General features: G+C 73.9%; 24 protein-coding genes, 1 pseudogene and 1 riboswitch. Of the genes and pseudogenes, 17 read left to right on the top strand and 8 right to left on the bottom strand.

From position 1 onward, the window contains the following. Nucleotides 1-7 precede the first annotated feature (7 nt). The 3 genes from ACZ7MY_RS20055 to ACZ7MY_RS20045 all read right to left on the bottom strand — a co-directional run bounded on the left by ACZ7MY_RS20055 (nucleotide 8) and on the right by ACZ7MY_RS20045 (nucleotide 2,957). Complete coding sequence (locus tag ACZ7MY_RS20055) at nucleotides 8-697, bottom strand: DUF5995 family protein (RefSeq protein WP_499603318.1); 690 nt, start codon at nucleotides 695-697, stop codon at nucleotides 8-10. 477 nt (nucleotides 698-1,174) lie between these two features. Next, a complete protein-coding gene (locus ACZ7MY_RS20050) occupies nucleotides 1,175-1,720 on the bottom strand; it encodes a GNAT family N-acetyltransferase (protein WP_499603317.1) in 546 nt (181 codons plus the stop codon). Nucleotides 1,721-1,730: 10 nt separating this feature from the next. Next, nucleotides 1,731-2,957, bottom strand: coding sequence for an MFS transporter (locus ACZ7MY_RS20045; protein WP_499603316.1), 1,227 nt, complete (start codon nucleotides 2,955-2,957; stop codon nucleotides 1,731-1,733). Between the two features lie 168 nt (nucleotides 2,958-3,125). Between ACZ7MY_RS20045 and ACZ7MY_RS20040 the strand changes: the two genes are divergently transcribed. From ACZ7MY_RS20040 to ACZ7MY_RS19990, 11 genes are all read left to right on the top strand, one after another. Further along, the gene (locus ACZ7MY_RS20040) at nucleotides 3,126-4,331 is read left to right on the top strand and encodes an ROK family transcriptional regulator (protein WP_499603315.1); all 1,206 of its coding nucleotides are present in this window, start codon (nucleotides 3,126-3,128) and stop codon (nucleotides 4,329-4,331) included. Nucleotides 4,332-4,600: 269 nt separating this feature from the next. After that, nucleotides 4,601-4,731, top strand: a riboswitch (FMN riboswitch). 171 nt (nucleotides 4,732-4,902) lie between these two features. Continuing rightward, nucleotides 4,903-5,994, top strand: coding sequence for a bifunctional diaminohydroxyphosphoribosylaminopyrimidine deaminase/5-amino-6-(5-phosphoribosylamino)uracil reductase RibD (gene ribD / locus ACZ7MY_RS20035; RefSeq protein ID WP_499603314.1), 1,092 nt, complete (start codon nucleotides 4,903-4,905; stop codon nucleotides 5,992-5,994). 1 nt (nucleotide 5,995) lies between these two features. Further along, on the top strand, nucleotides 5,996-6,616 hold the full coding sequence (locus ACZ7MY_RS20030; protein WP_499603313.1) for a riboflavin synthase: 621 nt from the start codon (nucleotides 5,996-5,998) through the stop codon (nucleotides 6,614-6,616). Beyond that, nucleotides 6,613-7,266 carry a nicotinamide mononucleotide transporter family protein gene (locus tag ACZ7MY_RS20025; protein ID WP_499603312.1) on the top strand — a complete coding sequence of 218 codons (654 nt, stop codon included), beginning with the start codon at nucleotides 6,613-6,615 and terminating at the stop codon, nucleotides 7,264-7,266. Before ACZ7MY_RS20030 ends, ACZ7MY_RS20025 begins: the two co-directional genes overlap by 4 nt. Next, nucleotides 7,263-8,552, top strand: coding sequence for a bifunctional 3,4-dihydroxy-2-butanone-4-phosphate synthase/GTP cyclohydrolase II (locus ACZ7MY_RS20020; protein WP_499603311.1), 1,290 nt, complete (start codon nucleotides 7,263-7,265; stop codon nucleotides 8,550-8,552). The genes ACZ7MY_RS20025 and ACZ7MY_RS20020 overlap by 4 nt, the downstream gene beginning before the upstream one ends. An 85-nt stretch (nucleotides 8,553-8,637) precedes the next feature. Continuing rightward, nucleotides 8,638-9,123, top strand: a complete 486-nt coding sequence (gene ribH, locus ACZ7MY_RS20015) for a 6,7-dimethyl-8-ribityllumazine synthase (RefSeq protein WP_499603310.1) — start codon at nucleotides 8,638-8,640, stop codon at nucleotides 9,121-9,123. Between the two features lie 34 nt (nucleotides 9,124-9,157). Further along, complete coding sequence (locus tag ACZ7MY_RS20010; protein ID WP_089227814.1) at nucleotides 9,158-9,430, top strand: phosphoribosyl-ATP diphosphatase; 273 nt, start codon at nucleotides 9,158-9,160, stop codon at nucleotides 9,428-9,430. Nucleotides 9,431-9,513: 83 nt separating this feature from the next. Next, the gene (hisG, locus tag ACZ7MY_RS20005) at nucleotides 9,514-10,374 is read left to right on the top strand and encodes an ATP phosphoribosyltransferase (protein WP_499603309.1); all 861 of its coding nucleotides are present in this window, start codon (nucleotides 9,514-9,516) and stop codon (nucleotides 10,372-10,374) included. Further along, complete coding sequence (locus ACZ7MY_RS20000; protein ID WP_499603876.1) at nucleotides 10,371-10,862, top strand: PH domain-containing protein; 492 nt, start codon at nucleotides 10,371-10,373, stop codon at nucleotides 10,860-10,862. Before hisG ends, ACZ7MY_RS20000 begins: the two co-directional genes overlap by 4 nt. Before the next feature lie 136 nt (nucleotides 10,863-10,998). Then, complete coding sequence (locus ACZ7MY_RS19995; RefSeq protein WP_499603308.1) at nucleotides 10,999-12,339, top strand: hemolysin family protein; 1,341 nt, start codon at nucleotides 10,999-11,001, stop codon at nucleotides 12,337-12,339. Continuing rightward, the gene (locus ACZ7MY_RS19990) at nucleotides 12,336-13,448 is read left to right on the top strand and encodes a hemolysin family protein (protein ID WP_499603307.1); all 1,113 of its coding nucleotides are present in this window, start codon (nucleotides 12,336-12,338) and stop codon (nucleotides 13,446-13,448) included. The genes ACZ7MY_RS19995 and ACZ7MY_RS19990 overlap by 4 nt, the downstream gene beginning before the upstream one ends. Before the next feature lie 57 nt (nucleotides 13,449-13,505). On the opposite strand, the gene ACZ7MY_RS19985 is transcribed toward ACZ7MY_RS19990, so the two are convergent. Together ACZ7MY_RS19985 and ACZ7MY_RS19980 are read right to left on the bottom strand one after the other, a co-directional pair. Continuing rightward, entirely contained in the window at nucleotides 13,506-15,410 is a 1,905-nt protein-coding gene (locus tag ACZ7MY_RS19985; RefSeq protein ID WP_499603306.1) for an AAA family ATPase, read from the bottom strand. A 394-nt stretch (nucleotides 15,411-15,804) separates the two neighbouring features. Further along, on the bottom strand, nucleotides 15,805-16,425 hold the full coding sequence (locus tag ACZ7MY_RS19980) for a uridine kinase family protein (protein ID WP_499603305.1): 621 nt from the start codon (nucleotides 16,423-16,425) through the stop codon (nucleotides 15,805-15,807). A 71-nt stretch (nucleotides 16,426-16,496) separates the two neighbouring features. Here ACZ7MY_RS19980 and ACZ7MY_RS19975 point away from each other — a divergent pair, with 71 nt between their 5' ends. Together ACZ7MY_RS19975 and ACZ7MY_RS19970 are read left to right on the top strand one after the other, a co-directional pair. After that, nucleotides 16,497-17,621 (top strand): M24 family metallopeptidase, encoded by a 1,125-nt coding sequence (locus tag ACZ7MY_RS19975; RefSeq protein WP_499603304.1) that lies wholly within the window; start codon nucleotides 16,497-16,499, stop codon nucleotides 17,619-17,621. Nucleotides 17,622-17,752: 131 nt separating this feature from the next. Beyond that, nucleotides 17,753-18,145 carry an STAS domain-containing protein gene (locus ACZ7MY_RS19970; protein ID WP_499603303.1) on the top strand — a complete coding sequence of 131 codons (393 nt, stop codon included), beginning with the start codon at nucleotides 17,753-17,755 and terminating at the stop codon, nucleotides 18,143-18,145. A 2-nt stretch (nucleotides 18,146-18,147) separates the two neighbouring features. Here the strand turns inward: ACZ7MY_RS19970 and ACZ7MY_RS19965 are convergent, their stop codons facing one another. Next, nucleotides 18,148-19,173 (bottom strand): DUF3048 domain-containing protein, encoded by a 1,026-nt coding sequence (locus ACZ7MY_RS19965; protein WP_499603302.1) that lies wholly within the window; start codon nucleotides 19,171-19,173, stop codon nucleotides 18,148-18,150. Between the two features lie 77 nt (nucleotides 19,174-19,250). Between ACZ7MY_RS19965 and ACZ7MY_RS19960 the strand changes: the two genes are divergently transcribed. Then, nucleotides 19,251-19,877 carry a transglutaminase-like domain-containing protein gene (locus ACZ7MY_RS19960; RefSeq protein ID WP_499603301.1) on the top strand — a complete coding sequence of 209 codons (627 nt, stop codon included), beginning with the start codon at nucleotides 19,251-19,253 and terminating at the stop codon, nucleotides 19,875-19,877. Nucleotides 19,878-19,956: 79 nt separating this feature from the next. Here the strand turns inward: ACZ7MY_RS19960 and ACZ7MY_RS19955 are convergent, their stop codons facing one another. Together ACZ7MY_RS19955 and ACZ7MY_RS19950 are read right to left on the bottom strand one after the other, a co-directional pair. Further along, nucleotides 19,957-20,697 carry a lysophospholipid acyltransferase family protein gene (locus ACZ7MY_RS19955; RefSeq protein ID WP_499603300.1) on the bottom strand — a complete coding sequence of 247 codons (741 nt, stop codon included), beginning with the start codon at nucleotides 20,695-20,697 and terminating at the stop codon, nucleotides 19,957-19,959. Nucleotides 20,698-20,837: 140 nt separating this feature from the next. After that, nucleotides 20,838-21,254: a DUF4395 domain-containing protein gene (locus ACZ7MY_RS19950; protein WP_499603299.1), complete on the bottom strand. Its 417-nt coding sequence runs from the start codon at nucleotides 21,252-21,254 to the stop codon at nucleotides 20,838-20,840. Between the two features lie 86 nt (nucleotides 21,255-21,340). Here ACZ7MY_RS19950 and ACZ7MY_RS19945 point away from each other — a divergent pair, with 86 nt between their 5' ends. The 3 genes and pseudogenes from ACZ7MY_RS19945 to ACZ7MY_RS19935 form a co-directional block, all read left to right on the top strand. Then, a complete protein-coding gene (locus ACZ7MY_RS19945) occupies nucleotides 21,341-21,754 on the top strand; it encodes a thioredoxin family protein (RefSeq protein ID WP_499603298.1) in 414 nt (137 codons plus the stop codon). Between the two features lie 214 nt (nucleotides 21,755-21,968). Then, complete coding sequence (locus ACZ7MY_RS19940; protein WP_499603297.1) at nucleotides 21,969-22,559, top strand: flavin reductase family protein; 591 nt, start codon at nucleotides 21,969-21,971, stop codon at nucleotides 22,557-22,559. A 201-nt stretch (nucleotides 22,560-22,760) separates the two neighbouring features. Then, nucleotides 22,761-22,862 (top strand): annotated as a pseudogene (locus ACZ7MY_RS19935) (electron transfer flavoprotein subunit beta); the annotation flags it as partial.

Below are 22,862 nucleotides of genomic sequence, written 5' to 3'. Positions count from 1 at the left end.
CCGCCCCTCAGCGACCCAGCGGGGTCAGCAGGAAGCGCCCGACCAGCCCGACGCCCGCGTCGAGCTTCTCGGCGAACTCCTCGTGCACCTCCGGCAGCCCGCGCAGGGACCACAGCACACGGGACGCGGCCCACGCCGCGTCCCGCGCGCGCTCCAGGCTCCACGAACCCGCGAGATGGGTCAGCGGGTCGGCGAGATCCAGTAGGTCGGGACCGGGCATCAGCTCCTCCCTGACGCGTTCCTCCACGGACGTCAGCAGATCCCCCACGCGGTCGAAGTCCCGTTCCAGGGACGGCGGTTCGCACTCCAGCGCCGTGCAGGTGTCCACCACCGCGAGCGCGAGGTCGTGCCCCACGTGCGCGTTGATCCCGGCCAGCGCGAACTGCACCGGGCGGATGCCGCGGTGGCCCCGCAACTGCAGCAACGGCCGCCAGCAGGCCGGCACGGCACGGCGGTCGGCCGCGCCGTCGACCGCCCGCAGGTAGCGCTCGGCGAAGCGGGCGGCCAGCACGGCGGCGGCGACGGGATCCCCGAAGCCGCCGCCCGTCAGGCAGCCGTCCAGCTCCTCCGTCACGGACAGGTAGACGCGGTTGAACACCGCCACCCCGTCCCGCGGCGGGAGCGCCGTGCCCAGCGCGCGCATGCGCGCCACCACCTGGCCAACCCCCACCGGGGCCGGCCGCCGTGCCGTCGTCATGCGCACAGCGTCCCAGCAGGCCGGGCGGCGGGCACGGCACGGCGGTCGTGCGGTCCCCGGATCGGGTGAGTCAGAGTGTGCCCGCCCGTCGTTGTGTGCGGGTCGTTTGCGCCTGCGGTCAGTGGGTGGTTCGGGGTGCCCTGGGCTGCCCTCGGACCCCCCACCGGCCGTTGTGCGCCCGCGCCTCGGGAGGGGGTGTGTCGGGGTGCTCCCCCTGACCGAAGGCTGGGGGAGACGAGCGGCGGACGCGGTGCCCAAGGATGTTGGCGTAATCCGCGAGCGTTCTGGGGGTCCCCCCGGCCGAAGGCTGGGGGAGGGCGCCGGCGCGGCGCCGACCCCAGCACAAGGTGCGAGGCCCGCACCAATCGCGCCGGATGGGGGTCCCCCCGGCCGAAGGCTGAGGGAGGGCGGGAGGGTGGGGGAGAAATCCAACATCAACCACAACGGCGCCGCACCATCACGACCCCCGCCACACCCTTACCGCACCCACGCGTCCCGCGCCACCGCGTACTCCACCTCCCCCTGCTCCGCCCCCGGCAACACCACCTCCCACTCCTCGTGGAAGACCCGCACCAACGACAGCCCCGCCTTCTCCATCACCCTCCGCGACCGCGCGTTGACGAACATCGTCTCCGCGTACACGCGCCCCGCGCCGAGCTCGGTGAAGGCCTTGCGGACCAGGGCGCGCGAGCCCTCCGTGGCGTAGCCGCGGCCCCAGGCGGCGCGCCGCAGGCGGTACCCGAGTTCGAGGTCGTCGGCGGGCCCGCCGGGGCGGGGGGTGAGGGCGAACCAGCCGACGAACGCCCCGGTGGAGCGATCCTCGGCGGCCCAGACCTGGGAGCGCGCGAAGCGGGGCAGCACGTCGTGCCGGATGACGTCGGAGGGCGTGGGGCGCCCATCGCCCAGGTAGCGCATGACCTCGGGGTCGCTGTCGAGCGCGACGAGCAGTTCGGCGTCCGCGTCGGTGTCGGTGAAGTACCGCAGCCGCAGCCGCTCGGTCTCCAGGAAGATCCGCGTGTGCATGGGCGGCACGCTAGGCCTGCGGGGTCGTGGCCGCCACGGGTTTGCGGTCGTGCTCCACGGAGACCGTGCCCGCGCTGCGGAGCACGCCCGCGCCGACGGCGAGCCCGGCGGCGAGCAGGGTGACGAGCCCGAAGGAGATCTGCAGGGAGCTGGCCTGCGCGATGGAGCCGATGGCGGCGGGTGCCACCAGACCGGAGGTGTAGGTGACCGTGGCGACGCCCGCGATGGCCTGGCTCGGGTTGGGCCCGCTGCGCCCGGCCGCCGCGAAGCACAGCGGGACGACGACGGCGATGCCCACGCCGATGAGGGCGAAGCCCGCGATGGCGGTGACCTGGTTGACCGCCGTGGCGACGAGGACGCCGCCCACCGTGGCGAGCAGGCCGCCGGCCCGTACGGTGCGGACCGCCCCGAAGCGGCGGACGACGAGGTCGCCCAGGAGGCGGGAGGCGGCCATGGTGCAGGCGAAGGCGGTGTAGGAGGCGGCGGCGACGCCGGGGGAGGCGCCGGCGACGTCGCGGAGGTAGACCGCGCTCCAGTCCATGCTGGCGCCCTCGGCGAAGACGGCGCAGAAGCCGATGGCGCCGATGACCAGGGCCGCGCGCGGCGGCAGGGCGAAGCGCGCGGGGGCCTCCTCGGTGGCGGCGGGCCGCAGGTCGAGCACCCCGCCGCAGGCCACCTGGCCGAGCACGACGAGCAGGACGGCGCCGATGCCGAGGTGGACGCGCGCGTCGAGTCCGGCGTGGGCGGCGAGGACGCCGAAGAGGGAACCGACCAGCGTGCCGGCGCTCCACATGCCGTGCAGCCCGGACATGACCGAGCGGCCGAGGCGTTCCTCGACCTCGACGCCCTGGGCGTTCATGACGACGTCGGCCATGCCGGCCGAGGCCCCGTAGACGAACATCGCCCCGCACAGCCAGCCGAGTCCGGGGGAGAGGGCGGGCAGGGCGAGCGAGGCGCACCACAGGCCCAGCAGGAGGCGCAGCGCGTTGCGCATGCCCATGTGGTGGGCGATGCGGGCGGCGAGCGGCATGGCGACGGAGGCACCGAGGGCCGCGAAGACCAGCGCGAAGCCGAGTTGTCCCGCGCTGAGCCCGGCGTGCTCCTGGATCCACGGCACCCGGGTGGCGAAGCTGCCGGTCACCGCGCCGTGCACGGCGAACACCGCGGCGACGGCGAGATGGGCCCGCCGCAGTCGCGGCTCGGTCTTCCCCGTCGGGGTCGTCGGCTTCGTCGGCATGTTCCCTCCCAGTCTGGTCCCGCCCCGGCTCTCGGCATAAATTATCAGGCAGGCTTCCTGAAAGATAGACTGCCTCCGGCCAGGACCACGCACCCGGTCCGGCCCGGGCCGGGCCGGGCCGGCCCCGCCCGCCCTTGCTCCCGCGCCGGCTTCTGGAAGGATCCGTCCATGACCGCCATCCGATCCCACGCCGGGCGTACCGCGTCACCCCGCACCGCCCGGGCGATCAACGACCGGCTGGCGCTGGAACTGCTGCAGCGCGAGGGCCCGTTGACGGCCGCCCAGCTCAAGTCGCTGACCGGGCTGTCCCGTCCCAGCGTCGCCGACCTGGTGGAGCGGCTGCAGGAGTCCGGGCTGATCGCGGTGGTCGGCGAGACGGGAGCCGACCGGCGGGGCCCCAACGCGCGGGTGTACGGGATCGTCGCCGACCGGGCGCACCTGGCCGCCTTCGACGTGCGCACCCACAGCGTGGCGATCGAGGTGGCCGACCTGCTGGGGAACGCCATCGGCAGCGCCGTCCTGCCCGTCGACCCCCTCGGCGACCCGCAGCGCACCGTGCGGCGCTCGGTGGCGATGCTGGAACGTACGGCGCACGCCGCCGGCGCCCGCGCGCTGCACACGATCGCGGTCGGCGCGCCCGGCTTGGTCGACCCGGCCACCGGCGAACTGCGGGCCACCGGGCAGCTGCCGGCCTGGCACTCGGCGCTCGTCGCCGAACTGCGCAGGCGGCTCTCGCTGCCGGTGCTCCTGGAGAACGAGGTCAACCTCGCGGCCGTCGCAGAGCGGCGCCTGGGCTCGGTGCGCGACCGGGAGGACTTCGTCCTGTTGTGGCTGGGCCACGGGGTGGGCGCCGCGGTGGTGCTGGGCGGTGTCCTGCGGCGCGGCGCCTCGGGCGGCACGGGGGAGATCGGCTTCCTGCCCGTGCCGGGGACCTTCCAACTGCCGACGGCCAGCGGGTGCGAGGGCGGTTTCCACTCGCTGGCGGGCAGCGCGGCGGTGTGTGCGCTGGCCCGCGCGCACGGGATGGCGGTGGCGGGCGAGGACGACGCCGCGGCCGCGGAGGCGGTCGTGACGGCGGCCCGGGCGGGCGGGAAGCCGGGCGAACTCCTCCTCGACGCGCTGGCGGACCGGGTGGTCATCGGGGTGGCCGCCGTCACCGCCGTGCTCGACCCCGGCTGCGTGGTGCTGGGCGGCGAGGTGGGCCGGGCGGGCGGGGAGGACCTGGCCGCCCGGGTCGAGGAACGGCTCGCGCGGATGTCCCCGCTGCCGACCGAGGTGCGGGCGGGCACCGTCGCGGGCAGCGCGGTGCTGCGCGGCGCCGTGCTCTCGGCGATGGACGCCGCGCAGGACGCCCTGTTCACCCCCGAGGGATGACGTACGGCGCGCCCGGGCAACCGCCCTCGCGCCGCGGCACGTTCGCGGGCGCCGGCGCGCGGCCCGGGCCGCGCGGGTGACGCCCCGGCGCGAGGGCGGCTCGCGCGGGTCCCAACGGGCCTTCCCGCGGGCCGCGTTGGCCGCGGTCCGCGGTGACGGGCGGCGGGGCCCGCACCGGCCGATCCGGCCCGTGTGAGGCAATCCACAACAATCCCTTGCGTCCGCAAGGAACGTTCGTGGCAGACTGGTGGGGCAGTACCAGTGACGTTCAGCGCACTCCGGGGTCGGTGAAACTCCGAACCGGCGGTTACAGTCCGCGACCCGTCCGCATCCAGCGGCCGGTTGACCAGGTGAAATTCCTGGACCGACGGTTAAAGTCCGGATGGGAGGCAGTGCGCGGCGGACGGGCATCGGTACACCGCCGTCGGCGGCAGCGTGGGTGCGTGTCCCCCCGGACAACGGGTGACACGGACGGGCGCCGCCCCGTACCGCGCGGTGGTCCCCGAGCCCGATGTCCGCTCTGTGTTCCGCACAGCCCCGGAGTCCGTGCCCGATGAGGCAGGAGGACCCGGTGGCAACACCCGGTGAAGCCGACGCGATGCGCCGGGCCATGGAGCTCGCCGCCCGTGGCCTGGGCTCGACGAGCCCCAACCCCGTCGTCGGCGCCGTGATCCTCGACGCCCACGGCGAGATCGCCGGCGAGGGCTGGCACCAGCAGGCCGGCGGCCCCCACGCGGAGGTCCACGCCCTGCGCGCAGCCGGCGACGCGGCCCGCGGCGGCACCGCCGTCGTCACCCTCGAACCCTGCAACCACACCGGTCGCACCGGCCCCTGCGCCCAGGCCCTCATCGCGGCCGGCGTCTCCCGCGTCGTCTACGCGGTCGCGGACCCCACCCCCACGGCGACCGGAGGCGGCGCCACCCTGGCCGCCGCCGGGATCGACGTGGAGAGCGGGCTGCTGGAGGCCGAGGCCGCTCGCGGCAACGAGGTGTGGCTGACCGCCACCCGCGAGCAGCGGCCCTTCGTGCTGTGGAAGTACGCGAGCACCCTCGACGGGCGCATCGCCGCCGCCGACGGCACCAGCCGCTGGATCAGCTCCGCCGCCTCCCGCGCCGACGTGCACCGGCTGCGCGCCGAGTCCGACGCCGTCGTCGTCGGCTCGGGCACCCTGCGCGCCGACGACCCCCACCTGGCCGTGCGCGGGGTGGCCGGCACCTTCACCCAGCCCCTGCGGGTGGTCGTCGACACCAACGCCAAGATCACCCCCGACGCCCGGGTGCTGGACGGCACCGCCCCGACCCTGGTCGCGGTCGCCGAGGACACCGACACCGCGCACCTGCCGGGCGTCGACGTGGCCCGGCTGCCCCGCACCGGCAGCGGCGTCGACGTCCCCGCGCTGCTCGCCGAGCTGTACGGCCGCGGCGTCCGCTCCGTGCTGCTGGAGGGCGGCCCCACCCTCGCCGGCGCCTTCGTCGCCGCCGGGGCCGTCGACAAGGTCGTCGGCTACCTCGCACCGGCCCTCCTGGGAGCCGGACCGGCCGCCCTGGGGGACGCGGGAATCACCACCATCGCGCACGCGTTGCGGCTCGACGTCGCCGAGATCGAACGCATCGGCCCCGACCTGCGTATTACTGCCTACCCGAGCCGCACTGAGGAGAACTGACGTGTTCACCGGAATCGTCGAAGAGCTGGGCGACGTCGTCGCCGTCGAGGACCTGGGCGACGCCTCCCGCTTCCGTCTGCGGGGTCCGGTCGTCACCGAGGGCGCCAAGCACGGCGACTCGATCGCGGTCAACGGGGTGTGCCTCACCGTCGTCGACACCGCGGACGGCGAGTTCACCGCCGACGTGATGGCCGAGACCCTCAAGCGCTCCAGCCTCGGCGCGCTGGAGGCCGGCAGCCGGGTCAACCTGGAGCGCCCCATGGCGCTGGGCGGCCGCCTCGGCGGTCACCTCGTGCAGGGCCACGTGGACGGCACCGGCGCGGTGATCTCGCGGACCCCCGCCGAGCACTGGGAGATCGTGCGGATCTCGCTCCCGGCGGAGCTCTCCCGCTACGTCGTCGAGAAGGGCTCGATCACGGTCGACGGCATCAGCCTCACCGTCGTCGAGGCCGGCCCCGACTTCTTCTCCGTCAGCCTGATCCCGACCACCCTCGCCCTCACCACGCTCGGCTTCAAGCAGCCCGGCGACCCGGTGAACCTGGAGGTCGACGTGATCGCCAAGTACGTCGAGCGGCTGTACGGGGAGCGGGCCGGCGCGCCGAAGGGGGCTCCGGCGGAATGAGCGCCCTCGACACCCTGAACAGTGTCGCCTTCTCCGCCTTCGGTGAGCACTTCAAGTGGACCGACGTCGTCGGCAACGGCCTCGGCCTCGGCGGTCTCGCCCTGGGGTGGCGCCGCTCGGTGTGGGCCTGGCCGGTCCAGCTGCTGTCCGGTGCGGTGCTCGTCGCCGCGTACTGGTCGGCGCAGCTCACCGGCGGCGTCGGCAAGCAGCTGCTGGTGATCGCCGTCGCCGTGTGGGGCTGGTTCCAGTGGCGCCGCGGCGTCCGGGACGGCGGCGAGGTCCGGGTCCGCTTCGCCACCTGGCGCGAGCGGGGCCTGCTGGTCGCCGGTACGGCGGCCGGACTGTTCGCGGTCGTCGGCCTCTTCACCCTCTACCCGTCGCTGTCCTGGAACCCGTGGCCGGATGCCTACATCTTCGTCGGCACCGTCGCCGCGATGGTGGCCATGGCCAGGGGCTGGGTCGAGTTCTGGTTCGCCTGGCTCGCCGTCGACGCGGTCGGCGTCCCCCTCGCCTGGAGCAGCGACCTGAAGTTCTCCGCGCTCGTGTACGTCATCTACTTCGTTCTCGTGATCGCCGGCTTGTACGCCTGGTGGCAGCAGACCCGGGTCCCGCGGCACGGCGGGCCCGTCCTGGAAGGAGCGGCCGCATGACCACCGCACTGCACACCCTCTACGTGGCGGAGGACGCCCCGATCGTCCTCGACCCCGTCGAGCGTGCGATCGCCGACATCGCGGCCGGCCGGCCCGTCGTCGTGGTGGACGACGAGAACCGCGAGAACGAGGGCGACCTCATCATCGCGGCGGAGAAGGCCACCCCGGAGATCGTCGCCTTCATGATGACCGAGTGCCGCGGTCTGATCTGCGTGCCCATGGAGGAGCACGACCTGGACCGGCTCGACCTGCCGCAGATGGTGGACTCCAACACCGAGTCGATGCAGACCGCGTTCACCGTCTCCGTCGACGCGAGCGGCGCCCACGGCGTCACCACCGGCATCTCCGCCGCCGACCGGGCGACCACCATCCGGCTGCTGGCCTCCGGAGGCTCCACCGCCGGCGACTTCGTCCGGCCCGGCCACGTCTTCCCGCTGCGCGCCAAGTCCGGTGGCGTCCTGACCCGCAACGGCCACACCGAGGCGGGCGTCGACCTGGCCAGGCTCGCCGGACTCCGCCCGGCCGCGGCCATCGTGGAGATCGCCAACGAGGACGGCACGATGGCCCGCCTCCCCGAACTGGTCCACTTCGCCCGCAAGCACGGCCTCGCCATCATCTCGATCGAGGACCTGGTCGCCCACCGCCGCACCTCCGAGCCGACCGTGCGCCGCGAGGCCGAGACCCGGCTGCCCACCGCCTTCGGCGACTTCCGCGCCTACGGCTACCGCAGCACCGTCGACGGCGTCGAGCACATCGCGCTCGCCGCGGGCGAGATCGGCGACGGCGAGGACGTCCTCGTCCGCGTCCACTCCGAGTGCCTCACCGGCGACGTCTTCCACTCGCTGCGCTGCGACTGCGGCCCCCAGCTCCAGGCCTCACTCGAGAAGGTGGCCTCCGAGGGCCGGGGCGTCGTGGTCTACCTCCGCGGCCACGAGGGCCGGGGCATCGGCCTGATGTCCAAGCTGCGGGCGTACGAACTGCAGGAGCGGGGCCGGGACACCCTCGACGCCAACCTGGAACTCGGACTGCCCGCTGACGCCCGCGACTACGGCGCCGCCGCCCAGATGCTCGACGACCTCGGCGTGCGCTCCCTGCGCCTGATGACCAACAACCCCGAGAAGACCGACGCCCTCGAGCGGCACGGCCTCAAGGTCGTCGAACGCGTCGCCATGCCGATCGCGGCCGGCGAGCACAACCTGCGGTACCTGCGCACCAAGCGGGACCGCATGGGCCACGACCTGCCCTGGCTGGACCCGGCCCCCACCGGTGCCTGCGCCGGCCAGTAGGCCCCGGACGCGGCACCACGCACGACAGACCGAACCACCGAATCACCGAACCACCTGTACGAGAACGAGCAAGGAGAAGACCGACGTGAGCGGTAAGGGCGCCCCCGAGCTGACCGTGAAGAACTGCGGTGACCTGCGTGTGGCCGTGATCGCGGCCCAGTGGCACGAGCAGGTGATGGGCGGGCTGGTCGACGGCGCGCTGCGCGCGCTGAGCGACCTGGGCATCGACGAGCCCACCCTGCTGCGCGTGCCGGGCAGCTTCGAACTGCCGGTCGCCGCCAAGGTGCTGGCGAGCCGGGGCTACGACGCGGTCGTCGCCCTCGGCGTCGTCATCCGCGGCGGCACACCGCACTTCGAGTACGTCTGCCAGGGCGTGACCCAGGGCCTGACCCAGGTGTCGGTCGACACCGGCGTGCCGATCGGCTTCGGCGTCCTCACCTGCGACACCGAGGAACAGGCCCTGGACCGCGCCGGACTGCCCGGCTCGAACGAGGACAAGGGGCACGAGGCCGTCACCGCCGCGATCGCCACCGCGACCGTCCTGCGTTCGGTATCCGAGCCGTGGCGGTGAGGTAGGGGCGCTTCCGCGTAGGGTGGGGACCACCATGGCCAAGAAGACATTCGAGGAGCTCTTTGCCGAGCTCCAGCACAAGGCCGCCACCGGCGACCCCAGCACCTCCCGCACCGCCGAACTGGTCGGCAAGGGAGTGCACGCGATCGGCAAGAAGGTGGTCGAGGAGGCCGCCGAGGTGTGGATGGCAGCCGAGTACGAGGGCGCCGACCGCACCGCGGAGGAGATCTCCCAGCTGCTGTACCACCTGCAGGTGATGATGGTCGCCCGGGGCATCGCCCTCGACGACGTATACGCTCATCTCTGAGCGGATCACCTCCGTCCGGCCCCACCCCGCGCGCCGCCCCGAACCCCCTCCCACCCGCATCCGAGACACGAAGGAACGCCTCCATGCTGCGCATCGCCGTCCCCAACAAGGGTTCACTGTCCGGACCTGCGTCGGCGATGCTGCATGAGGCCGGCTACCGCCAGCGCAAGGACTCCAAGGAACTCGTCCTCGTCGACGGCGAGAACGACGTCGAGTTCTTCTACCTGCGCCCGCGGGACATCGCCATCTACGTCGGCTCGGGCCGTCTCGACATCGGCATCACCGGCCGCGACCTGCTGCTGGACTCCGGCGCCAACGCCGAGGAGATCCTGCAGCTCGGCTTCGCCCGGTCCACCTTCCGCTACGCCACCACCCCCGGCGGCGTCACGGACGTGAAGGAGTTCGGCGGGAAGACGGTCGCCACCTCCTACCCGGAGATCGTCAGGAAGCACCTCGCCGACAACGCGGTGGAGGCTTCCGTGGTCCGCCTCGACGGCGCCGTCGAGACCTCCATCCACCTCGGTGTGGCGGACGTCATCGCCGACGTCGTCGAGACGGGCACCTCGCTGCGCAACGCCGGCCTGGAGGTCATCGGGGAGCCGATCCTCGACTCCGAGGCCGTGGTCATCCGCCGGGCCGGCGCCGGCGGCGAGGACGCGGCCGCCGAGCCGAAGGTGCAGCAGTTCCTGCGCCGCCTCCAGGGCGTCCTGGTGGCCCGCCGGTACGTGATGATGGACTACGACATCCGCGTCGAGCACGTCGAGCGGGCCATCGCGCTCACCCCCGGCCTCGAGTCGCCGACCGTCTCCCCGCTGCACCACGAGGGCTGGGTCGCCGTGCGCGCCATGGTCCCGAGTCGCGAGGCCCAGCGGATCATGGACGAGCTGTACGACCTCGGGGCCAGGGCCATCCTCACCACCGGGATCCACGCGTGCCGCCTGTGACCTCGCCCACCCCGTCCACCGTGCCCGCGGAGCTCCCCGGGCTGCCCGTCACCTTCCGGCCCGCCCGCACCCGCGCGGTGCTGCTGGGCCTGGGCACCCTGCTGCTCACGGCCTTCGTCGTGATCGCCGTGCTGCTCCCCGCGGACGGCGCACGGCCCTGGCACACCTCGGACCGGATCTGGCTCGTGCTCACCGGGACACTGGTCGCCGGGGTGCTGGCGCTGCTCAGCCGTCCCAAGGTGGCCGCCGACCGCGAGGGCGTGACCGTCGTCAACCTGACGACCCGGCGCCGGCTGGAATGGGCGCAGGTCCTCCGGGTGAACCTGCGCCCGGGCGACCCGTGGGTCCACCTGGACCTGGCGGACGGCACCAGCCTGCCCGCCATGGGGATCCAGCCCGGGATCGGACGCGCCCGCGCGTTGCGAGACGCCCGCGCCCTGCGCGCCCTCGCGGAGGCGTACGGTACCGGCATGCCGACGGCGCACTAGACCTGCCGCCACGGCCCGCTTCTTCATTACCCTGGAAGCTTCGCAACGACCCGAGGAGTGACACCCAATCCACGATGGACGGATCGTCCGGTAGTACCTGCGCCGCCTCTCCCTGCCGACATACGGGAGCGGCGGCATGAGCGCCTCGTTGCTGCTGCTCGCGGCAGCCTTCCTGCTCATCCTCGCGAACGGCTTCTTCGTCGCCGCCGAATTCGGCCTGGTGACCGTCGAGCGGCCGGCCGCCGAGCGCGCCGCCGCCGAGGGTGACCGCAGGGCCCGCAGCGTCGTGGAGGCGCTGCGCAAGCTGTCCTTCCAGTTGTCCGGCACCCAGCTCGGCATCACGATCACCTCGCTGGTGGTCGGCATGCTGGCCGAGCCGGCCCTCGCCGACCTGTTCTCCGGGCCCCTCGCCTCGGTGGGCGTCCCCCGGGGCGCCGCACCCGCCGTTGCCGTCGTGCTCGGCATGATCCTCGCCTCGGCCGTCCAGATGGTCATCGGCGAGCTCGTCCCGAAGAACTGGGCGGTGTCCCGTCCGCTGGAGGTGGCCCGCTTCGTGGCGGGGCCGCAGCGGGCCTTCTCCGCCGTGTTCCGCCCGGTCATCGAGGCCCTCAACGCCGCCGCGAACCGTCTGGTACGGGCCCTGGGCGTGGAGCCCGCCGAGGAGCTGGCCTCCGCGCGCACCCCCACCGAGCTGGTCTCCCTGGCCCGCCACTCCGCCCGTGCCGGCGCCCTCGAGCAGGACACCGCGGACCTCTTCGTCCGCACCATCTCCCTCGGCGACCTCACCGCGGAGAACGTCATGACCCCCCGCGTGCGCGTCAGTGCCCTGCAGGACACCGCCACCGCCGCCGACGTCCTCAACCTGACCCGGGCCACCGGGCTGTCCCGCTTCCCCGTCTACCGGGAGCGGCTGGACGACATCGTCGGCATGGCGAGCCTGAAGGACGCCCTCGCCGTCCCGGCCCACCTGCGCGACCGCACGCCGGTCGGCCGGGTGACGGTCGCCCCGCTGCTCGTCCCCGAGACGCTGCCGGTGCAGCCGCTGCTGGAGCAGCTGCGCCGCGAGCAGCCGATCGCCGTGGTCGTCGACGAGTACGGCGGCACCGCCGGCGTCGTCACCCTGGAGGACATCGTCGAGGAACTCGTGGGCGAGGTGCGCGACGAGCACGACAGCGCCGACCTGCCCGAGCTGGCGGCGGTTCCCGCGGAGAACGGCAGCCCGGCCTGGGACGCCGACGGCGGCTGCCGGGTGGACCTGCTGGAGCGCATAGGGCTCGAGGCCCCCGAGGGGCCGTACGAGACGGTGGCCGGCCTCGTCGCCGACCTCCTCGAACGCATCCCCGAGCCGGGGGACACCGCGGTGCTGCCCGGCTGGGAGCTGCGGGTGCGCGAGGTGGCGCACCACCGTGCCGAAAGGGTTCGCCTGGTCCGCGTCGGGTTCGAGGAGCCCGAGGACGGGCAGGAGGGCGAGCGATGAGCTTCCTGCAGCTGTTCTTCGCCGGCCTGCTGGTGCTCGGCAACGGCTTCTTCGTCGGCGCCGAGTTCGCCCTGGTCTCCGTACGGCGCAGCCAGATCGAGCCGCTCGCCGGCACGCAGCGGCGGGCCCGTACGGTCCTGCACGGGCTGGAGAACCTGCCGCAGATGATGGCGGCGGCCCAGTTCGGCATCACCGTCTGCTCCCTGACACTGGGAGCGGTCGCCGAGCCGACCGTCGCCCACCTGCTGGAGCCGCTCTTCGAGGCGGTCCACCTGCCCGAGGGGCTGATCCACCCGCTCGGCTACGTCCTCGCACTGGCCGTCGTGGTCTTCCTGCACCTCGTCATCGGCGAGATGGTCCCGAAGAACCTGGCGATGGCCGCGCCCGAGAAGACCGCGCTGTGGCTCAGCCCCGGACTGGTCGGCTTCGCACGTCTGTTCCGACCGGTCATCGCGGTGCTCGGCTGGTGCGCCAAGCTCGTGCTGCGGCTGTTCCGGGTCGAACCCAAGGACGAGATCGACGCGGTCTTCACCAGCGAGGAGCTGACCGTGCTCGTCGAGGACGCCCGGCAGGCCGGACTCCTCGACGACGACGCCCAGGAGCGCCTGGAGGACGCCCTCGAGCTCGGCACCCGCCCGGTCACGGACGTCCTGCTGTCCCCGGAGGAACTGGTGACGGTCGACGCGTCCGTCACCCCCGCCGAGGTCGAGGAGCTGACCGTGCGCACCGGCTACTCGCGCTTCCCGGTGGCCGGACCGGAGGGCGCCTACCTCGGCTACCTCCACGTCAAGGACGTCCTCGACCTGGAGGACACCGGCCGGCCCGTCCCGGCGCGGCTGTGGCGGCCGATGGCCACCCTGCGCGCCGAGCTGCCCCTGGACGACGCGCTCACCCAGATGCGGCGTGCCGCGTCCCACCTGGCGGCGGTCGCCGACCCCGGCGGTCGCGTGCTGGGGCTGGTCGCCCTGGAGGACGTGCTGGAGATGCTGGTCGGCGAGGTCCGCGACCCGGCGCACCGCGAGGTCCCGGAGCCCGTGCCGACCGGGGCCGGCCCGGCGGCCGAGGAGACCGACGAGGCCGCCCGGCCGTCGCGTGTGATGGCGAGCTGACACCGAACCGACGCGGGAGGGGTCCGGGCCACGGGTGCCCGGGCCCCTCCCGCGTCGTCACTCCAGGGGTTCGGGCGGCGGCAGCCCGGGGCCGCGGCCCGACAGCACCTCGCCGTAGGCCTGCATGAGGTCGGGCAGCCGCAGCGTGGACAGGTCGTCCCGGGAGGGATGTCCCGCGTAGCCGGACAGCCGCAGGTCCCGGTAGGCGCAGCTCTTCTCGTACAGGGTGCGCAGGAAGCGGCCGTTGCCCAGCTCGTCGATCCAGCCCTGCTCGACGACGTGGCCGCTGATGGCGAGCAGCTCCTCCAGGGCCTCGTCGTCCCAGCGGTCCCCGTTGTCGGCGGCGAGGACCTCGCCGATGCTGGTCAGCTCGTGCGGCCGGTAGCTGGGGAAGTCGACCCGGGTGGTGAAGCGCGAGCCGAGGCCGGGGTTGGCCGCCAGCAGGCGGTCCATGCCCTCGGGGTAGCCGGCGAGGATGACGACCAGGCGGTCCCGGTTGTCCTCGGCGCGCTTGAGCAGGACCTGCAGCGCCTCGTCGCCGTAGGCGTCGCCCTTGCTGTAGCCGGAGTTGGACAGCGCGTAGGCCTCGTCGACGAAGAGCACCCCGCCGAGCGCGGAGTCGATCAGCTCGTTGGCCTTGACGGCCGTCTGCCCCAGGAACTCGCCCACGAGGTCTGCGCGTTGGGCCTCGACCAGATGGTCGCCGCCCAGCAGGCCGAGGGCGTAGAACACCCGGCCGAGGATGCGCGCCACCGTCGTCTTGCCGGTGCCCGACGGCCCCGAGAAGACGAAGTGCCGCTTGGGCGGCTGCACCGGCAGGCCCTGTCCCGACCGCAGCCGCGCCATCCGCAACTGGGCCGACAGCGCGCGCACCTGGCGCTTGACGGGCTCCAGGCCCACCATGCGGTCGAGTTCGGCCAGCGCCTGGGAGAGCAGCACCGGGTCCGGGGCCGCGACCGGGACCTGCGGCGGGACGGGGGAGACCGGCAGGATCGCCTTCTCCCGGATGTCGTCGTCGATCGGGCCGACCGCGCCCAGCGGGTCGTCCAGGATCGAGCCCGCCCCGAGCCCGCCCGGCATGGCGGCCGCCCCCGTCCGGGCGTCCAGCGGATCGGGGTCGGGCGGCAGCGCCTCGGGCCCGGTCTGGCCGTATCCCTGCAGGGTGACCGGGGCCAGGTCGGCCGTCCCGTCGGTCAGGCCGTCGGACTCGTCGATCGCGGCGAGCCGGGCGGCGGTGTCCATGAACGCCGGGTCGACGCGGTGCACGGCCTGGTACAGGGGGAGCGCCGCGGCGGTGCGGCCGGTGCCCTCGTACGCGCGGGCCAGCCAGTAGCGGAGCTCCTTGCGCTGCGGCTGTTCGCTGCGGCAGCGCATCAGCGCCGTCGACAGCAGCGGCTCGGCCTGCCCGTACAGCTCCAGCCGGACCCGGGCCATGCCGCCGAACAGCCCGGCCTCGATGCCCAGCACCTGGTCGCCGAGGAGGGGTTCGGTGTGGCGGACCAACTGGTCCCAGTCCTTGACCAGGTAGGCCCGGCAGGCGTGCAGGAAGCGGACGTGCGGATCGGTGTCGATCGGCGGGCACTCCGCCAGGGCCCGGTCCAGCTCCGCGATGTGGCGGCCGTCGAGCCAGTGCGAGGCGTGCGCGAGCAGCAGGTCGCGGCGGGTCTCCAGTACCGGCTGGACCCACCAGCCCAGCCAGTACCAGGAGTTCATCGACCGGCGGTGCGCGCTGCGCTGCTCGCCGAAGCGGTCGCGGTGCCGGTGCATCTGCAGCAGCGCGGTGGAGGTGTCGGCCCGCAGCGCGTGCAGCCCGAGCCAGGCGTCCGCCATGCCGGGGTCGAGGCGGACCGCGGCGCGGAACTCCTCCTCGGCCTGGGGGTACGCGCCCACGGTGTAGGCCTCGACGGCCCGCAGCCACGCGAGATCGGCGGGGGCGCCAGAATGCTCTGTGCCGAAGTCCATCAGGTCCCCACCAGCCGTTCCCCCCGGTGCCGCCCGCTGTACGCCGCTCCAACCAGGTTACGTGAAGCGGGAGTTGGTGCCAGGCAAGCGCCACCTTCCCAGAGCGGCGTACCCGTTGGCATGGTACCCGCGCAGGCCTGGTGGACCGTAGAGCGACGCGGACGGTGACGTTGGGTGAGCAATTCGCTGCCGTACGGGGCCGGATCACCCGTCGCGGGCAGAACGAAGCCCCCGGTCACGGGGGAACAACCGGGGGCTTCGCGTCTGGGGCGCGGTCGACGGTGACCGCGCATTCAGAACGTAAGTCCTGTACGGCCCCCGGGTCAAGCCACCTTCAGGCACCGCTCGGGCGGTCGCCGGACGGCCGCAGCGCACCGGCTGCGAGCGGTCACGGTCAGTGACGGAGCGTGCCGGCGAGGGGGTTCCGGGCGGGTTGTTCCCTCAGTTCGTAGCGGTCCGGGCGCTGGTGGACCAGGAGGTCCGCGAAGGGTCTGGAGGGGTCGGCGGCGAAGTGCGCGTCCTGCGCGCGCATCCAGCCGGCCCAGAAGCCGGCCAGCCCGGGGCCGTCCCGGCGCTCGCCGCGCTCGCGTGCCGTCTCCCGCGACACCTCCAGCCAGAGCATGGCGGCCAACCAGGGGCGCAGCTCACGGCGGCCCACCCCCACCCCCTCCAGCACGACCACGGGGGCCGGTGGCACCTCCAGCGTCGTCGCGAACCGCCGTGCCACCCAGTCGTACCTGGCGGGCCGGGCCGTCTCACCGCGGCGCAGCGGCTCCAGCACCTGCTCGCGCAGCCGCCCGGTCCACCCGAACAGTTCCTCGTGGGTGGCCAGGTCGTCGAGGTGGACGACGGGTGCGCCGTCCAGCGCGGCGGACAGCGCGGCGGCGAAGGTCGTCTTGCCGGATCCGGCGTGGCCGTCCACGGCCACGAGCCGGACGCGCCCGCAGGACGGCGGGAGGGCGCGCAGCCGGGCGGCGAGCGCGCGGAGCGCCCCGGGGGCGGTGTGGTGGTCCATCGGGGCCAGCCTACGACCTGCGCCGACGCAAGCGACTGCGGCGGGTGCCAGGGGCGTCTACGGTAAGAGTCGTGACCGACTCCGCAGCATCCCTGTACCCCCCGGAGCGACTCGAACTCGCCCGCAAGGCCGCCGCCGACGCGGGACTCGACGCGCTGCTCGTCTCGCCGGGCCCCGACCTGCGCTACCTCACCGGCTACCACGCCCACCTCACCGAGCGCCTGGTGTGCCTGGCGCTGCCGGTGCTCGGCGCCCCCTTCCTCGTCGTGCCCCACCTGGAGCGGCCCGGCGCCGAGGCGTCGCCGCTGGGCGCGCTCGGCGTCGACGTCGTCGGCTGGGGCGAGACCGAGGACCCGTACGCCCTGGTCGCCGGCCGGCTGCCGCGGGGAACCGCGCGGGTGGCCGTGGACAACCACATGTGGGCCGAGAAGGTGCTCGCCTTCCGTACGGCCCTCCCCGGCGCCGAGCAGAGCCTGGCCGGCGACGTGCTGCGCGAACTGCGGATGCGCAAGTCGCCCGCGGAGACCGAGGCGCTGCGCCGGGCCGCGGGCGCCATCGACCGGGTGCACCGGCGCATGGGGGAGTGGCTCAGGGCCGGACGCACCGAGCGCGAGGTCGCCCGGGACGTCGCCGACGCCGTCCTCGAGGCGGGGCACACCACCGTCGACTTCGTCATCGTCGCCTCGGGCCCGAACGGCGCCAGCCCCCACCACGAGGTCTCCGACCGGGTGATCCGGGCCGGCGACCCGGTCGTCGTCGACATCGGCGGCACCACGCGGGAGGGCTACTGCTCCGACTCCACCCGCACCTACGCGGTCGGTGAACCACCCGCGGAGTTCCGGGAGATGTACGAGGTGCTGCGGCGCGCCCAGCACGCCCAGACCGAGGCCGTCCGCCCCGGCGTCACCGCCGAGGAACTCGACGCGGTCGGACGGGACATCATCGCCGCGGCGGGCTACGGCGAGCACTTCATCCACCGCACCGGGCACGGCATCGGGCTGGAGACGCACGAGGAGCCGTACATCGTCGCGGGCAGCTCCCGCCCGCTGGAGCCGGGCATGGCCTTCTCCGTCGAACCCGGCATCTACCTCCCGGACCGCTTCGGCGCCCGCATCGAGGACATCGCCGTGTGCACGCCCGGGGGTGGGGAACGGCTCAACCAGACCTCCCGGGACCTGGTCGTCCTGTCTGTTTAGTCCGATGTGTTGACTCCCGGTACGGCAGGGGGGTATTCCGTACACGCGACGGTGTGCGCGGCGCGTCGGCCGCGCGCGGCGCACACGGCGCGTCAGGGGCCCAGCAGGAAGCGGCAGTCGGGGGGCCGGGCATGTTCGACGACGAGCATGACTTCGGGGTACGGCAGTGGACGGTCGGCGGCACGACCGTGGTGGAACTGACGGGGGAGCTCGACCTGTGCGCCGGCGTGCACGCGGTCGCGCGGCTGGACGCGGTCACCGCCGGGCCGCGGCCCGACGTCGTGGTGGACCTGCGCGGGGTGAGCTTCATCGACTGCAGCGGCCTGTCGGTGCTGATCCGGGCGCGCAAGCGGGCCCTCGACCGCGGCGGCCGCTTCGGCATCGTCGGCGGCAGCCCCTGTGTGCTGCGGCTGTTGCGGCTCACCCGGACCATCCGGGTCTTCACCGTCCACGACGACCTGGCCTCCGCGCTGGTCGGGCCGGGTGCCCCCGATCCCCCCGCGGCGGACGGCGCCATAGCGTGAGTTCAGGGGGGCAGCGGCGCCAGCACGACCCAGACCGGGCCGCGGGCGAAGTTCACCGGCTGCCCGTCGGGCGTCGTGAAGCGCGTGCCCCCGGCCTCGTCGGGCCGTGACCACCGGGCGTCGTACGCCTTGCCGTCGCGCAGCACCACCGCGCGCCCGTCGCCCACCGTCTCGCTGTACGGGGAGGTGTTCCCCCAGCGGTCGTGCAGGCTCGAGGAGCGGACGGTGACGTACTGGACCACGACCGTCGGCGCCCCGAGCCTGCCGCCGTCGGTCGTGGTGGCCGGGTCGCCGTCGAACGAGACCAGCCAGCGGCCGTCCCCGGCCGACCAGTGCAGGCCCACCGAGCCGTTCGGGAAGCGCACGGTGCGGTCGCGCTCGGGGGTGCCACCGGGCGGTGCGGCGCCGAAGCGGAAGCCTATGTCGCGGGCGGCCGAGGCGTCAGGGGCCTCCGCGAGCAGCCGCTGCGGGGTGGCGTACAGGTTGTGCGGGGCGGGGCGCGAGGCGTCGCGCACGTAGGCGCCGGGGGCGTGGGCCGGGGAGACGTCGTGCACCGGCGCCGCCGCGACCGCCGGCAGCAGCCGGGACTGCGCGCCGGAGAAGGCGAGGGCCGGGCGGCCGAACTGGCGGAGCAGTTCCAGGTCGGACTCGCGGGCACTGCGCACCGGGCCCACGCGGTCGGGAAGTTGCGAGGAGAAGACGGCGAGCAGCCGGGTGAGGCCGGACTCCACCTGCTCCACGTAGACCAGGTCGGCCCGCTCCAGCCCGGTGTGCGGCCGGGCGGGCCCCACGTTGTCGATCTTCACCGCGAGGACGGGCCCGCCGGTGCGTCCGGTCAGACCGGTGAAGGGCGAGCGGGCGACCGCACCGGCGCCGGGTGCCGAACCCGTCGGGGCCGAGGAGGGCCCACCAGGCGTCCGCTCGGGGCCGCCACAGCCCCGGCCGACCAGGACCACGGCGAACACGGCCAGCACGACCAGGACCGCCGCTCTCGCGGGACGTCCGGGTGCTCGGGCCACGACGGCCACCCCCGTTGCTGCATACGTATGCTGCCCACGGAAAAGTCGATTGCCGAACCGCTGTGCGTATTCCTAGTATCCGCCACATGGAGCCGGTACCCCAGACGGCGGACGAGACGGCCTTCCTCGCCGCGGACGAAGTGATCGACCACGGCCACCCGCTGGTCCGGGCGACCGCCGCGCGGCTTCGGGCGAAGGCCCCCGATCCGTACGGCTATGCCGAAGCGGCCTACGACTTCGTCCGCGACGCCATCCCCCACTCCGCCGACTCCGGGGACCCGCGCGTCACCTGGCGCGCCTCCGACGTCCTGGAACGGCGCACCGGCATCTGCCACGCCAAGGCCCACGCCCTGACCGCGCTGCTGCGGGCCGAGGGCATCCCCGCGGGCCTGTGCTACCAGAGACTCACCGACGACGACGGCGGAGATCCCCTCGTCCACGGGCTCGTCGCCCTCAAGCCGCCCGGTCACGACCGCTGGGCCCGGCAGGACCCGCGCGGCAACAAGCCCGGTGTCGACGCGCGGTTCTCCCTCGCGGAGGAACGGCTGGCCTGGGTGCCCCGCCCCGCACTCGGCGAACGCGACTACCCCGGGCTCTACGCCACCCCGCCGTCCGTCGTCCTCACCGCCCTGCGGCAGGCCGTCGACCGGCCGCACCTGTGGCGGCTGCTGCCCACCGAGCTGCCCGGCCCGGAGGAGCGAGGCGAGCGGTGAGGAACCCGCCGCCCTCCCGCGGAGGTTCGGGCCGGTGCGGCGGCCGTCGCGGACAGGCCGGTGAGGCCCCCGCGCCCGGTCACTCCGCCGTCGCGGCACGCTCCCGGGCGGCGACGTCCTCGGCCGTGGGGGCGCTGCCGCCCAGGTGTGCGGGCAGCCACCAGTGGTCGTGCGGACCCGAAGGGCGCCCGGTGTACACCCGCTGCGCGTCCTCCAGCAGCTCCTGGATCCGCAGTCGCACGCGCCGGGTGAGCGCGCCCGGCTTCTCGTTCTCGTGCGGCGTCATCTGCTCGCCCACCCGGATGGAGATGGGGAATCCGTTGCGGCCCAGCTGCCGCGGCTGGCCCTTGGTCCACAGCCGCTGCGTGCCCCACAGGGCGACCGGCAGCAGCGGCACGCCCGCCTCCATCGCCAGGCGCGCGGCACCGGACTTGAAGGACTTGAGCGTGAAGGACTGCGAGATCGTCGCCTCGGGGAACACCCCGATGATCTCCCCCGCGCGCAGCGCCGTCAGGGCGTGCTTGTACGCGTGCATGCCCTCGGAGCGGTCCACCGGGATGTGCTTCATGGCCCGCATCAGCGGACCGGACACCTTGTGCCGGAACACCGACTCCTTCGCCATGAAACGCACCAGCCGCTTGGCCGGGAGCGCCGCCAGCCCGGCGAACACGAAGTCCAGGTAGCCGATGTGGTTGCTCACGAGCAACGCGCCGCCCTTGCTCGGCACGTTCTCGGTGCCGGAGATGTCGAAGCGCAGTCCCTGCACCTTGAACATGGTCCGGGCGAAGCCGATGACGGGTGGGTAGACGAGTTCGGCCATGGCTGGGGCCCCTTCTTCGTAGGGGGTGGCCCCCGGCGGAAGTTACGCGGCCGTAGGTTTCCGGCCGCCGGCTGATCGTGCCCGGTAAACGGGTGCCGTGTCATCCCGCGTGCCCGTCGTGCGGCGAGATTCTCGTCACGTCACCCGGTCGTACGACGCAGCAGCAGGTACACCTCGCACCCGAGGCAGTAGCCGAACGCCGCGTTGAGGAAGGCCGCCGCGAGCGCGCAGGCCGTCGCCGCCAGGCCCAGCCAGGCGAACCCCGCGGCGAAGCCGGCGAGCCCGACGACGGCGAACGCCAGTCCCACCGCCTGCGCGAACCGCGGCGGCGCCGGGTCCTCCGTCTCCGCCGGCGGCCCCAGCCGGGGCCGCACCGCCACCCGGTACAGCAGGCCGTACGGTGAGTTCTGCACACCCGCGACGGCGCCGACCGCGAACACCAGCGCCTGGACGGCCAGCAGCCAGGCGCTGCCGGTGACGAGGACGGCGGCAAGGACCACGGCGGTCAGGCTTGCGCCGAAGCGCGGTCCGCGGGCATCAATGGCATGAGGACTCATGGGGGCCATGATTCCGGACCGGACCCCGTCCGGACCCCCGGGAATCATGGCGGTCCTGTGAACGCTGCAGCGACGGGAGGACGGACGTGACGGGACTGGTGGTGTGCGTCGCCGTGCTCGTGGCGACGGGGATCTTCGGCATCCTCCACAAACGCAGGGACGGAAGGGTACGGGTGCGGGACAAGGACGCGGCGCAGCAGCTGACGGCGGGTGAGATCGGCGCGGAACTCGGAGAGCGGGCCACGCTCCTGCAGTTCTCCACCGCCTTCTGCGCGCCCTGCCGGGCCACCCGGCGCACCCTCGACGAGGTGGCCGGCATGGTCGACGGCGTACGGCACGTGGAGATCGACGCCGAGGCCCACCTCGACCTCGTCCGCCGGCTGGGCGTCGTCAGGACGCCGACCGTGCTCGTCCTCGACGCGCGCGGCACCGTGGTGCGGCGCGCGTCGGGCGCGCCGCGCAAGGCCGACGTCATCGCGGCGCTCGGCGCCGCCGTGTGAACCGCGCGCCGCGTATGAGCCCGGTCCCACCTGCCGGTGCGCCCTTGACGCGCCGCCGGTCCGATCGTCAGTCTGACGACATGTCGCACGACCTCCTTCTCTGCTCCCGCTTCGACGTCGACCTCGGTCGGCACGCGAGCGCCCGCTGTCACGACCGTTGAGTGCCCGGGATCCCTCACCCCTCCGGTTCGACAGCGCGACGAAGGACAACTCCATGACCGCCTTCCCCGGCCTCGGTACGCCGGCCGCCGCCTCCCTCGGCGCCGTGCCCACCTCGATCCCCGCCCCCGCGGCGGTCCCGCTGCCCCCGCCGCCCGCCGTGACCGACACCTTCGACCCGGCGGCCTTCCGTGCCGTGTTCCGCCGGCACGCCGCCGGGGTCGCGGTCGTCACCGCGGCGGGCACCCGTCCCGCCGGCTTCACGGCCACGTCCCTCACCTCGGTCTCCGCCGAGCCGCCCCTGCTGTCCTTCGGGATCAGCAGCGCGAGCTCGGCCTGGCGCACCGTCGCGGACGCCACCCATGTGGGCGTCCACATCCTCGGCGAGCACCAGGAGGAGGTGGCCGCCACCTTCGCCCGCAGCGGCGCCGACCGCTTCGCGCCGCCCACCGCGTGGGGACCCGGCCCGTATGGAGTACCGCTCCTGGAGGACGTCCAGGCCTGGCTGGTCGCCCGGATCCTCGCCCGCATACCCGCCGGTGACCACCGCATCGTCGTCGCCCAGGCCGTGGCGGGCGCCCCCGAGGGCGAGGCGGCCCGCCCGCTGCTCTACCACCACGGCCGCTACAACGCGCTGCGCCACTGAGCCCCGTACCGGGTCCTTCGGCGGGTCAGGCGTCGGCAAGGTCACAGCCCGCGGCCCTTGCCCGCGGGCGCACCGAGGACTGTACTGGCGAGTAATATTTCTGGCGGAGTGCCGTGCGTCCCGGCAGGGAGCCGCCGTCGAAGGCGCCTATGCTGCCTCCGAAGGGCAGTTGACGTACCCATGCAGCAGTAGGAGAGCAGCGTGAGCTTGAGGATCGTTGTCGCGGTGAAGTACGTGCCCGATGCCACGGGGGATCGTCATTTCGCGGGGGATCTGACGACGGATCGGGATGCGGTGGACGGG

The sequence above is a fragment of the Streptomyces sp. NPDC111520 genome, assembly GCF_055635295.1.
The sequence above is the reverse complement of the archived record's forward strand: the minus strand, read 5'-3'. Positions and strand labels throughout refer to the sequence as shown.